Here is an 11,488-nt window from a genome sequence, read left to right on the forward strand (position 1 = left end):
TCACCACGGGGTCACCACCGCGGGGCGGGTGCAGCGGTGCCGTACCCGGCCGGACAGGCCGCCGGGCACCGGTCACCCACCAACCGCTCACCGGCGCCTGACAACCCGCCCGACCGCCCAGCCGGTCCTTTCCATATGGACTTCCGACTACTTGGCCCCTTCGAGGCACGCCACGAGGGACGACCGGTCGAGGTGGGCAGCCGGCGGCAGGAGCGCTGCCTGCTCGGGGTGCTGCTGCTCGACGCGGGACGGGTGGTGGACACCGAACGCCTCATCGACCTGCTCTGGTCCGACCGGCCGCCGGCTTCGGCCCGGGGCACCGTGCAGACGTACATCGGCCGGCTGCGCGGGTCGCTGTCGCCGTACGGGGTGCGGATCAGCACCCGGGGCGAGGGGTACCTCGTGGAGGGGGACGGCCACCGCGTCGACGTCGACGAGTTCGGTGAGCTGGTCCGCCGGGCCGGGGCGGTCGCCGACCCCGCCGAGCGGGTGCGGCTGCTCGACCGGGGGCTGGCGCTCTGGCGTGGGCCGCTGCTGGCCGACGCGGCCGACGCCGAGCTGCGGGATCGGCTGCACGGCGCCGTCGAGGAGCTGCGGTTGGTCGCCGTCGAGCTGCGCGCCGAGGCGCGGCTCGCGCTCGGCCAGCACGCCCAGGCGATCACCGAGCTGATGCCGTTGGCGGACGCGTACCCGACCCGGGAGCAGCTGGTCGGCGTGCTGATGACCGCGCTGTACCAGGGTGCCCGGCAGGCCGACGCGCTGCGCCTCTACCGGACGACCCGGCGGGTGCTCGTGGACGAGTTGGGCATCGAACCGGGGCCGCGGCTGCGCGAGGTGCACCGCCGGATCCTGCGCGGCGACCACCGGCTGGACCGCCCCGGACGGCCGGTGTACGAGGTGCGGGTGCGCGACGAGAGCCTGCCGTGGAGCGTCGGGGGTCATCCGGCGTTGGACTTCTGCAACACCTTCGCCGGCTGGGGGCAGGAGCCGCCGCTGCCCGGCTCGGAATGGCTGCGCGGCTACCGCACCCTGGCGGTCTGGGCCGGGCACGCCGGTCTCCTCGACGACGTCTCGGTGAGCCGGCTGGCACTGCTGGCCCGGCGGGACCCCGGCCGGGCCGAGGAGGTGCTCGCCGAGGCCCGCCGGCTGCGGACCGCGCTGCACGACTGCCTCGTCGATCCGGACGACCGCCCGGCCTTCGACGTGGTCGCGCGGTCCGCGGAGGCCGCCGCCAAGGTGCTGGTGTTCCGGCGCGAGACCGACGGCCGGGGGCACTGGTGGCCGGACCTCACCGCCGGGCTCCGGACGCCCCTGCACGCCGTCGCGTGGTCCGCCGCCCAACTGCTCGCCGACCCGCGCCGGCTCGCCCTCCGGGTCTGCGCCGACGAGCGGTGCGGTTGGCTCTTCCTGGACGAGAGCGGGCTGCGTCGCTGGTGCAGCCTGGGCACCTGCGGCAACTCAGCGGCCGGGTCCGTCTGCCACAGCGCCTGAACCGGCCGGCGGTGCCGCCCGGCGCGGGCGGGGACGGGCGGCTACGCTCGCCGGGATGTCGAGTGACGCCGCCCCCGACCAGTCCGCCGCCGACGGCTACCTCCAGCGCGCCCGGCTCCTCGCCGAGCTGGGCCGGTACGACGAGGCGATCGGTGAGCTCAGCCTCCTGATCGCCGCCGCGCCGGGCCACGCCGACGCGCTGACCATGCTGGCCCGGATGCACCTCGCCGGCGACCGGGCGGCCGAGGCGCTGGACGCCGCCGAGGCGGCCCTGGCGGTCGCGCCGGACGCCGTACCCGCGCTGGTGGCGCGGGGGTTCGCGCTGGCCGACCTGGAACGGTGGAAGGAGGCCGCGGCCACCGCCGACCAGATCCTGACGCTCGGCCCGACCGACCCGTACGCCCAGCGCAGCGCCGCCGCGATCCTGTCCGGCGCGCGCAACGGCCAGCCGGCGCTGGACGCCGCCTGGCGGGGGGTCGAGCTGGTGCCGGAGGAGCCGCAGGCGCACCTGGTGCTCGGCCTGGTGGCCTCCCGGCTGGGACTGTTCGACCTGGCCGAGCGGGCCTACCGGGAGGCGCTGCGGCTGGACCCGCAGCTGGCCGAGGCGCGCCACGACCTGGGGGTGATCCGGCTGGACCAGCGGCGCTACGCCGAGGCCCTGGAGCACCTGACCGAGGCGGCCGCCATGGACCCGGCGCGCGGCGACGCCGGCCGGACGATCGGCGACGGACTGCGCCGGGTGGTGCTCCACGCGGCCGGCTGGTCGCTGGTGGTCACGGTGCTGGTCGCCTTCCTGGCCCCGGCCGCGCCCGGACTGTCCCGGATCCTCGCCGGGGTGGCCGCGCTCGGCGGGGCGCTGGTCGGTTGGCGGTCCGCGGCCCGGCTGCCGGACCTGCTCGGGACGGTCCTGCCGGGGCTGGTCCGGTCCGACCGGAGCCTGGCCGTGGCGCTGTACGCGACGGCCGCCGCCCCGGTGTTCCTGGTCCTCTACGCGCTGGTCGGCGGCCCGTGGCCGCTGGTGTTGTCGGTGAGCGCGGCGATGCTGGCGTCGTTCGCGGTGTTGGCCCGGCGCTGACCGCTGCCCTCGCGGGCCGGCGCTGATCTCGGCCTACGGCGGGCCGGCGCGACGGGGGTTATTCCCGGTCTGCGAGGTGAGCCTGGCTACGTGTGGGTGGGGGCGGCGCGGGGGTAGGAATGGTCGAAGCGTTGGCTTGTCCCCGGGCGCCCGCCGGTGCGGCGGTGGCGCCGCGAGCCACGCCATGATCCCGTACGTCTGCAGGAAGCGGAGAACTGTGCTCACCGTCAACGCCTACGCGGCGACGTCCGCGACCGGACCACTCACCCCGACCACGATCGAGCGGCGCGACCTCGGGCCACACGACGTGCTCATCGACATCAAGTTCTCCGGCATCTGCCATTCCGACATCCACACCGCGCGCAGCGAGTGGGGTGCCACCCGCTACCCGATCGTGGTCGGCCACGAGATCGCGGGCGTGGTCCGGGAGGTGGGCGCCGAGGTGACGAAGTTCGCCGCCGGCGACCGGGTCGGCGTCGGCTGCATGGTCGACTCCTGCCGGGAGTGCGCCAACTGCCGCAAGGGCCTGGAGCAGTACTGCCTCAACGGCAACGTCGGCACGTACGGGGCGGTGGACCGGGACGGCCGGCCGACCCAGGGCGGCTACGCCCAGGCCATCGTGGTCACCGAGGACTTCGTGCTGCGGATCCCGGACGGTCTCGCGCTGGACGTGGCGGCGCCGCTGCTCTGCGCGGGCATCACCACGTACTCGCCGCTGCGGCACTGGGGCGTGGGCCCGGGTAGCCGGGTGGCGGTCATCGGCCTCGGCGGGCTCGGCCACATGGCCGTCAAGCTGGCGCACGCCATGGGCGCCGAGGTGACCGTGCTGTCCCAGTCGCTGAAGAAGCAGGAGGACGGGCTGCGGCTCGGCGCCGACCACTACTACGCCACCGGGGACGAGGAGACCTTCGCCGCCTTGGCGGGTTCCTTCGACGTCATCCTGAACACGGTCAGCGCGAAGATCGACCTGGACGCGTACCTGGGGCTGCTCGCGGTGGACGGGACGCTGGTCAACGTCGGTGCGCCGGAGGAGCCGCTGTCGGTGCGGGCGTTCTCGCTCATCCCGGCCCGGCGGTCGTTCGCCGGCTCGATGATCGGCGGCATCGCCGAGACGCAGGAGATGCTCGACTTCTGTGCCGAGCACGGGCTCGGCGCCGAGATCGAGGTCATCCGGGCCGAGCAGATCAACGAGGCGTACGAGCGGGTGCTCGCCTCGGACGTGCGCTACCGCTTCGTCATCGACGCCTCGACGTTCTGACCGCCGCCGGCGGGTTCCGGAGCCGGGAAAGGGGCCGCGTCCGACCGGACGCGGCCCCTTCCCGTGGGTACGTCAGCCGCGGCGCGCCCAGGTCCAGGCATACCCGTCGTCCTCGCAGGCGGTGGCGGCGTCGCAGAGGTCCAGCGGGCGGAAGGTGTCCACCATGACCGCCAGCTCGTCGAAGAAGTCCACCCCGATCGACCGCTCCGCCGCCCCGGGCTGGGGGCCGTGGGTGAAGCCGGAGGGGTGCAGCGAGATCGAGCCCTGTTCGATGCCGGAGCCGCGCCGGGCCTCGTAGTTGCCGCCGGTGTAGAAGAGCATCTCGTCGGAGTCGACGTTGTGGTGGTTGTACGGCACCGGGATGGCGTCCGGGTGGTAGTCCACCTTGCGCGGCACGAACGAGCAGATGACGAAGTTCGGGCCCTGGAAGGTCTGGTGCACCGGCGGCGGCTGGTGGATCCGGCCGGTGATCGGCTCGAAGTCGTGGATGGAGAACGCCCACGGGTAGAGGTGGCCGTCCCAGCCAACCACGTCGAACGGGTGGTTCGCGTACCTGTAGCGGGTCCACCCGCGGCGGTGCCGGACCAGCACCTCGACGTCCTCGCCGTCGACCAGCAGCGGCTCGTCCGGCCCGCGGACGTCGCGCTCGCAGTACGGCGAGTGCTCCAGGAACTGCCCGCGTACGGAGAGGTAGCGCTTGGGCGGCCCGACGTGCCCGGCGGCCTCGATGGCGAGCAGCCGGGTCGGCTGGTCGCCGGTGGGCACCAGGCGGTGGATGGTCGAGGTCGGGATGATGACGTAGTCGCCGGCCACCGCCTCCAGCACCCCGAACGGTGACTCGACCCGCAGCGAGCCGGACTCGAGGTAGAGGCAGTGGTCGCCGGTGGCGTCCCGGAACAGCGGGGAGGGCCGGTCGGCCAGCACGTAGGCGATCCGGACGTCGTCGTTGGCGAGCAGGTACTGCCGGCCGAGCACCGGGTCGGCGCCGGCCGCGTCGAGCTTGTGGGTGCGCAGGTGGCGCGGCTTCAACGGCAGGTTGGGCGCCCGGGTGAGCGCGGGCGGGGTGAACTCCTCGGCGGCCACGATCGCGGTCGGCGCGTGCCGGTGGTAGAGCAGCGACGAGTCGGAGGAGAAGCCCTCCTGACCGACCAGCTCTTCCGCATAGAGGCGACCGTCGGGCTGGCGGAACTGGGTGTGCCGCTTGCGGGGCACCTCGCCGATGCTGCGGTAGTACGGCATCTCGCCTCCCGATATGTCCCGTTCTCCGGCCAGTGACGTCCGATAATCGGACGCGGTTGTCCGTTCCTTGTAGCGTCCCGTAGATTCTTGTCTCGTGTCAACGCAGGTGCCCCGCCTCCTCGCCGGCCTGGTCGACGACGCGGCGGTCTTCCCGCCCGGCAGCGCCGCGCCACCGGACGCGGTGGCCGACCACCGCCGGCACCGCGCCGCCTGGTACGCCGACCTGGTCGGCCCGCTGCTGCTGCCCGCCTCGTTGATCGAGGCCGGCGAGCTGAGCGGCCTGGTCGACCCCGCTGAGGCATTCGTGATCGGCCTGATCGGCGACACCGGCGTGGCGCGGCTGCCCGTCGCGCTGTCCTTCCTGGCCCCCGACGGGGTGACCGCCCGGCAGGTCGAGGCGCCCGTCGCCAAGCGGGGCGAGGACCCGCAGCCCGGCCTCGCCGAGCTGATCAAGCTCGCCGAGCAGCGGGGCGGCACCGCCGTCTACGCCGAGATTCCGCTGACCTTCGGGCTGATGGGCGCGCTGGACACGATCGCCGACGCGCGGGCCGGCGGGCTGCCCGTCGCCGCCAAGTTCCGCACCGGCGGGCTGGCCGCCGAGCTGTTCCCGACCCCGGTCGAGCTGGCCGCGGTGATCTGCGCCTGCCGGGACCGGGAACTGCCGTTCAAACTGACCGCCGGGCTGCACCACGCGATCCGCCACCGCGACCCGGAGACCGGCTTCACCCACCACGGTTTCGTCAACGTGCTGGCCGCAACGCTGGCCGCCGCCGGGGGCGCGGAGGTGGACGAGGTCGCCGAGCTGCTCGCCGCCACCGACGCGGTGCGGGTGGTCGAGCGGGTCCGGGCGCACCGCGACGACGAGCGCCCGCTCTGGGTCGGGTACGGCTCGTGCAGCATCTCCGAACCACTGACCGATCTGATCCGGCTGGGGCTGGTGAACGGGGGCTACGAGGAATGACCGTGCGAAACAGCTGGGTGACCGGTGCGGACGGCTCACCGTACGGGGTGACCAACCTGCCGTACGGGGTGTTCCGGCACGGCGACCGCGAGCCGCGGATCGGCGTACGCATCGGCGACTTCGTGCTGGACCTGGCCGGCGCGGAGGCGGCCGGCCTGGTGCTGGCCGGCGGCGCGCTGGGCCGGCCCAGCCTCAACGACTTCATGGCGCTCGGCCGTCCCCAGTGGACCGCCGTCCGGCAGCGGCTCACCGAGCTGCTCACCGACCCGGCGCACCGGGCGGCGGTGGAGCCGTTGCTGATCCCGCTGCGCGCGGTGGAGCTGCTGCTGCCGATCGAGGTGGCCGACTACGTCGACTTCTACTCCTCCGAGCACCACGCCTCGAACGTCGGGCAGATCTTCCGTCCCGGTCAGGCGGCGCTGCTGCCGAACTGGAAGCACGTGCCGATCGGCTACCACGGTCGCGCCGGCACGGTGGTGGTCTCCGGCACTCCGGTGGTCCGCCCCAGCGGCCAGCGGGCCACCCCCCAGGGCCCGGTCACCGGGGCCTCGGTCCGGCTGGACATCGAGGCCGAGGTGGGTTTCGTGGTCGGGGTACCGAGCCGGCTCGGTGACCGCGTACCGGTCGCCGACTTCGCCGACCACGTCTTCGGGGTGGTGCTGGTCAACGACTGGTCCGCCCGGGACATCCAGGCCTGGGAGTACCAGCCGCTCGGGCCGTTCCTCGGCAAGTCCTTCACCACCAGCGTGTCGGCCTGGGTCACCCCGCTGGAGGCGCTCGCCGACGCCTTCGTGCCCGCCCCCGACCAGGACCCGCCGGTCCAGGACTACCTGCGCGACCTCCCGCACCTCGGGCTCGACCTGTCCCTCGCGGTGGAGTGGAACGGCGAGCGGGTCGCCGAGCCGCCCTTCGCCACCATGTACTGGACGCCGGCCCAGCAGCTCGCCCACCTCACCGTCAACGGCGCGTCGCTGCGCACCGGCGACCTGTACGCCTCCGGCACCGTCTCTGGCCCCGAGCGCGGCCAGGTCGGCTCGTTCCTGGAGCTGACCTGGGGCGGCAACGAGCCGGTCACGTTCGCCGATGGCACCACCCGGACCTTCCTGGAGGACGGCGACACCGTCACCATCACCGCCACCGCCCCCGGCCCGGACGGCACCACGATCGCCCTCGGCGAGGTGACCGGGGCCATCCTGCCGGCCCGCTGAGTCGCCCTTCCGTCCACCCGCTTCCCGGTCGCACCCGCTGTGCGACCAGCGGCCGTGCCTTCCCCGTTGATCGACGCGGATTCCGCACGTCCGGGGCACCGCGCCCCGGGCGTGCCCGAGCGGAACGAGGAGGGAACGAGGATGACCGAGCTGACCGGCGCCGTCTGGCGCACCAGCAGCCGCTCCAACGACCAGGGCCTCTGCGTCGAGGTGGCCACCAACGTGGTGGCCGCGCACGGCGTGGTGGGGGTACGCGACTCGAAGGACCAGGCCGGTCCCGCGCTCGCGGTGAGCCCACCGGGCTGGACCGCGTTCGTCGCCGCGATCCGGGCCGGCGCCTTCGACCGCTGACCTCCGGCTCCGTACACCCCGGTGCCCCGCGCGGGGCACCGGCGGTGGAATTGTCACCGCAACGCGCCCCGTTTCCCGTTCACGCCCCGTACCGTGGACGACACGGGAGGTGCCATGTCGACGGTGACGGTCAGCGAGTTCATCGAAGCCCAGGACGTCGACGTGTGGCGGCTGCTCACCGACCTGCCGGCGCGGGCCGGCTGGCTCTCCGCCGTGGGTGCGGTCGAGGTGCTCACCCCGGGGGAGTTCGGCCCGGGCACCGTCTGGTGCGAGACCCGGGTGCGGCCCGACGGCGCGGCCGAGCCGGAGGAGTTCCTGGTGGTCGAGGCGGTCGCCCCGACCCGGCTGGTGCTCACCTCGCGGGGCGCCGGGGCGGACTACCGGATCACCTGGACGCTGCGGACCGTCGAGCGGCGTCGGCGCGGCTGCACCGAGGTCACCGTCGAGCAGGAGGCGGCCCCGACCGCCCCGTACGGTCGGGTGCTCGCCCTGATCCTCGGCGGCCTGGCCGCCCGGGCGGTCGAGGGCGCCCTCCGGCGTGATCTCGCCGACCTGGCCCGGGCCGTGCGCCCGCACCGGTCCGCCGAGGCCGCCTGAGCGACCCGATCACCCACCGCGTCGCCCCGCCCGGCGCCGCGTCGGCGACCCGGCACCTGTCCAGCGCGTCCGGCGCTGCGCGGGGAGCCGGGGTCCCGGCTGGGTAGGGTGCCGGGCGGAGGTGCGGCATGGGGAAGGCCCGGGGACGGCGGAGCGTGGTGGCGCTCGTGGCGGTGCTCGCCGTCGCGGCGGCCGCCGTCGTGGTCCACCGGGTGCTGGCCCCTGCCGAGGTGAGCACCGTGGCCCGGGCGGCCTATCCGCCGGCGGTCACCCCGCCGGCCGGCGTGGTGGGCCGGCTGCCGGTGGCGCCGCTGGTCGTCGACGGCCGGCTCCGCGTCTACGCCAGCGCCCGCCAGGTGTACGCCGACCAGCCGGCGAGCGCCCGGCACCGGGTCACCCCGTTCTGGTCGTACCGGCGCTGGCCGGCTCGGCTCGACGGGGTGCTGGCCGACGGCACGACGGTGGTCAGCCGCTGGTCCGACGGGCGGCTCGTGGCGCTGGACGCGCGTACCGGCCGGGTGGCCTGGCGGGCGGACGGGCCGGCGCCGGGGTCGGTGCCGGCGCCCCGACGCACCTACGCCGCCACGGTCTGGGATCCGGCCGGGCTGCACGTCGCCCGGGGTTCCGGCGGCCGGGCGGTGCTGGTGGCGGCCGGTCCCGGCGGGATCGCCGGGTACGCGCTGGGCGACGGCCGCCGGCTCTGGCGGGTCGACCTGCCGCGGGGCTGCCGCACCGACGTGGGCACCACGGCCGGCGGTGACCTGGTCGGGGTGGACGGCTGCGCCGGGCCGGCGACGGTCGAGTTCCGGGACGCGGTGACCGGGGCGGTCCGCACCCGTTGGCGGCCACCGGAAAGCTCCGGCGCGCTGGCGGTCACGCCGGTCGGCTGCCACGCCGGGCACTCGGGCTGCCGGGGGCTGCGTACCGGAGGTCCCGGTGACGGCACCGGCCGGGGCTGGCTGGTCGGCCCGGGCGGGCCGGTGGCCGCGCCCGCGCTGGACGGCGCGGACACCGAGTTGGACGGCGAGTGGGTGGTCGGCACGTCGGGTGGGGTGACCGGCCGGTCGGCGCGGAGCGGGGCGCCGCGGTGGCGACGGGCCGACCTGGGCGCGGCACGCATCCTGGCGGTCGAGCCCGGGCGGGTGCACCTGCTGACCGAGGGGCGTGACCTGGTGACGATCGATCCGGCCACCGGCGCGGAACGGTCCCGGTTCCTGCTGAACGTCGGTCGGGACGGGCTGGGCTGGGTGCCCGGCCGGGCGTACGCCGCGGGCGGCTACCTCGCGGTGGAGCGGCTGCGCGAGCGGGCCGGCCCCGGCGATGACGACCAGGGGTATTTCCTCACCGCCGAGTCGGTGCTGCTGGCCGCGACATGAGCGGGTCACCCGTTCGACAAAAACGGACAAAAGGTACTATAGTTCGCCTGTGTGTCCGCTTGCCGCTTCACGGCCGGGTGAGGGCCCCGGGGCCGGTCCGTTATGGGGTTGACGGACCGGCCCCGGCTCGCCCCGCTCAGGCCAGGGCCGCCTCGGCGGCGGCCAGGAAGGCGTCGTTCTCGGCCGGGGTGCCGATGGTGACCCGGACGCCGTCGCCCGGGAACGGCCGGACGATCACCCCACGGGCCTCGCACGCCCGGCCGAAGTCCACCGACCGGTCACCCAGCGGCAGCCAGACGAAGTTGGCCTGGCTGGCCGGCACGTCCGGGACGAACTTGCCGACCGCCTCGGTGACCCGGTCCCGCTCGGCGACGACCAGCGCGCAGCGGCGCTCGACCTCGTCGGCCTGGGCCAGCGCGGCGAGCGCGCCGGCCTGGGCCGCCATGCTGGTGGAGAAGGGCGTGACCACCTTGCGCACGGCGGCGGCCACCGCCGGCGCGGCCACCAGCCAGCCGATCCGCAGGCCGGCCAGGCCCCAGGCCTTGGACAGGGTGCGCAGCACCGCCACGTTCGGCCGGTCCAGATAGCCGAGGCCGTCCGGCACCTCCGGGTCGGTGACGAACTCCCGGTACGCCTCGTCGATCACCACGAGCACGTCGTCCGGCACCGCGTCGAGGAAGCGGTCCAGCTCGGCCTTGCGGACGGCCGTGCCGGTGGGGTTGTTCGGGTTGCAGACCAGGATCATCCGGGTCCGGTCGGTCACCGCCGCCGCCATCGAGGCCAGGTCGTGACCGTGGCCGGCGTCGTTCGGCACCCGCACGCTCGTCGCGCCGCTGGTCGCCGCGATGATCGGGTACGCCTCGAACGACCGCCACGAGTAGAGCAGCTCGTCGCCGGGCAGGCAGGTGGCCCGGACCAGGTGCTCGGCCAGCGCCACCGAGCCGCAGCCGGTGGCGATCCGGTCGGCGTCCACCCCGTACCGCTCCGCGAGGGCCTGGCGCAGCGCCACCACGCCCATGTCCGGGTAGCGGTGCGAGCCGGCCACCGCCTCGGCCACCGCCTCCACCACACCGGGCAGCGGGCCGTAGGGCACCTCGTTGCTGGCCAGCTTGATCGCCTCCGGCAGGCCCAGCTCACGGGCCAGGTCGGCGGGGCTGCGCCCGGGCACGTAGTTGGGCAGCGCGTCCAGGTCGGCGCGGGTCAGCCGCAGCGGAGGCTGGTGACGTCCGGTGTCGGTCATGGGGTGTCTCCCGGGGGGTTGGCGCGGTCGCGCGGGGTGGTACCGGATTCGGGCCGGGCGCCGGAGAGCTGGACCACCACGGTCTGTGCCCGCTTGTCGTGCAGCGCCTGGCGCAGCGGCTGGTCGAAGAGCGCCGAGATGGCGTCGAGGAACTGGAGCAGCAGCCCGAAACCGCAGCAGGCCCAGAACATGGTCGGCATGCCGAGGGTGCTCCACCGGCGGGTGGCCCGGCCGAAGCCGAGCGGCTGGTCCGCCTCCACGGGCAGCGCGCGGACGCCCATCAGCCGCTTGCCGAGGGTCTGCCCGCGGGCGGCCATCGACGGCACCTCGTACGCGAACCAGAGCGCGGTGGCGATCACCAGGACGGCGAGGAGCAGCCCGCCGATCTGCTCGCCCGGGGGCGGCAGCGGCTCGTTGCTGAGGTCCCCGGTGCTGACCCGGCGCCAGTACTCCTGCCAGGGCGCGGACCACTCGACGAAGAAGCGCCAGATGAACCAGCCGTTGATCGCCGCGTTGAGCAGGACGAGCATGCCGACATCGATCAGCCGGGCGGCCAGCCGGGCACCGTACGAGGCGAGCGGCAGCCCGTGCGGGCGCGGCTCGGGCGGCCGCGCCGGCCAGGTCGGATAGGGCCAGCCCGGCGGAGGCCCCGACGGCTGCCCGGGCCCGCCCACCGGCCGCCCCGGGTGCGG

General features: G+C 75.0%; 11 protein-coding genes. 8 read left to right on the forward strand and 3 right to left on the reverse strand.

Going from position 1 to position 11,488, the window contains the following annotated elements; all coding sequences use genetic code 11:
- Positions 1–192: 192 nt before the first annotated feature.
- From LQ51_RS01080 to LQ51_RS01090, 3 genes are all read left to right on the forward strand, one after another.
- On the forward strand, positions 193–1,491 hold the full coding sequence (locus LQ51_RS01080) for a BTAD domain-containing putative transcriptional regulator (RefSeq protein WP_231605141.1): 1,299 nt from the start codon (positions 193–195) through the stop codon (positions 1,489–1,491).
- A gap of 55 nt (positions 1,492–1,546) precedes the next feature.
- Positions 1,547–2,566 carry a tetratricopeptide repeat protein gene (locus tag LQ51_RS01085; RefSeq protein WP_046562709.1) on the forward strand — a complete coding sequence of 340 codons (1,020 nt, stop codon included), beginning with the start codon at positions 1,547–1,549 and terminating at the stop codon, positions 2,564–2,566.
- A gap of 217 nt (positions 2,567–2,783) precedes the next feature.
- Positions 2,784–3,824, forward strand: coding sequence for an NAD(P)-dependent alcohol dehydrogenase (locus tag LQ51_RS01090; protein ID WP_046562710.1), 1,041 nt, complete (start codon positions 2,784–2,786; stop codon positions 3,822–3,824).
- Positions 3,825–3,896: 72 nt separating this feature from the next.
- Here the strand turns inward: LQ51_RS01090 and LQ51_RS01095 are convergent, their stop codons facing one another.
- Positions 3,897–5,063 (reverse strand): homogentisate 1,2-dioxygenase, encoded by a 1,167-nt coding sequence (locus LQ51_RS01095; RefSeq protein WP_046562711.1) that lies wholly within the window; start codon positions 5,061–5,063, stop codon positions 3,897–3,899.
- Positions 5,064–5,157: 94 nt separating this feature from the next.
- Between LQ51_RS01095 and LQ51_RS01100 the strand changes: the two genes are divergently transcribed.
- From LQ51_RS01100 to LQ51_RS01120, 5 genes are all read left to right on the forward strand, one after another.
- Positions 5,158–6,024, forward strand: coding sequence for a hypothetical protein (locus LQ51_RS01100; protein WP_046562712.1), 867 nt, complete (start codon positions 5,158–5,160; stop codon positions 6,022–6,024).
- The gene (gene fahA / locus LQ51_RS01105; RefSeq protein ID WP_046562713.1) at positions 6,021–7,232 is read left to right on the forward strand and encodes a fumarylacetoacetase; all 1,212 of its coding nucleotides are present in this window, start codon (positions 6,021–6,023) and stop codon (positions 7,230–7,232) included. Before LQ51_RS01100 ends, fahA begins: the two co-directional genes overlap by 4 nt.
- 141 nt (positions 7,233–7,373) lie before the next feature.
- On the forward strand, positions 7,374–7,583 hold the full coding sequence (locus LQ51_RS01110) for a DUF397 domain-containing protein (protein WP_046562714.1): 210 nt from the start codon (positions 7,374–7,376) through the stop codon (positions 7,581–7,583).
- A gap of 114 nt (positions 7,584–7,697) precedes the next feature.
- Positions 7,698–8,180, forward strand: a complete 483-nt coding sequence (locus LQ51_RS01115; protein WP_046562715.1) for an SRPBCC family protein — start codon at positions 7,698–7,700, stop codon at positions 8,178–8,180.
- 128 nt (positions 8,181–8,308) lie between these two features.
- Positions 8,309–9,556, forward strand: a complete 1,248-nt coding sequence (locus LQ51_RS01120) for an outer membrane protein assembly factor BamB family protein (protein WP_046562716.1) — start codon at positions 8,309–8,311, stop codon at positions 9,554–9,556.
- Positions 9,557–9,692: 136 nt separating this feature from the next.
- Here LQ51_RS01120 and hisC read toward each other — a convergent pair whose 3' ends face one another.
- Both hisC and LQ51_RS01130 read right to left on the reverse strand, forming a co-directional pair.
- On the reverse strand, positions 9,693–10,796 hold the full coding sequence (hisC, locus tag LQ51_RS01125; RefSeq protein WP_046562717.1) for a histidinol-phosphate transaminase: 1,104 nt from the start codon (positions 10,794–10,796) through the stop codon (positions 9,693–9,695).
- A partial coding sequence (locus LQ51_RS01130) for an RDD family protein (RefSeq protein WP_046562720.1) occupies positions 10,793–11,488 on the reverse strand: 696 nt, incomplete at its 5' end. The genes hisC and LQ51_RS01130, both read right to left, overlap by 4 nt.

It is taken from the genome of Micromonospora sp. HK10, assembly GCF_000982955.1.
Lineage (GTDB): Bacteria > Actinomycetota > Actinomycetes > Mycobacteriales > Micromonosporaceae > Micromonospora.

Bases quoted from the DNA above. Each gene is read 5' to 3' on its own strand.
- LQ51_RS01095 (WP_046562711.1), bottom strand. From the start codon at position 5,063: ATGCCGTACTACCGCAGCATCGGCGAGGTGCCCCGCAAGCGGCACACC.
- LQ51_RS01120 (WP_046562716.1), top strand. From the start codon at position 8,309: ATGGGGAAGGCCCGGGGACGGCGGAGCGTGGTGGCGCTCGTGGCGGTG.
- hisC (WP_046562717.1), bottom strand. From the start codon at position 10,796: ATGACCGACACCGGACGTCACCAGCCTCCGCTGCGGCTGACCCGCGCC.
- LQ51_RS01115 (WP_046562715.1), top strand. From the start codon at position 7,698: ATGTCGACGGTGACGGTCAGCGAGTTCATCGAAGCCCAGGACGTCGAC.
- LQ51_RS01110 (WP_046562714.1), top strand. From the start codon at position 7,374: ATGACCGAGCTGACCGGCGCCGTCTGGCGCACCAGCAGCCGCTCCAAC.
- fahA (WP_046562713.1), top strand. From the start codon at position 6,021: ATGACCGTGCGAAACAGCTGGGTGACCGGTGCGGACGGCTCACCGTAC.
- LQ51_RS01085 (WP_046562709.1), top strand. From the start codon at position 1,547: ATGTCGAGTGACGCCGCCCCCGACCAGTCCGCCGCCGACGGCTACCTC.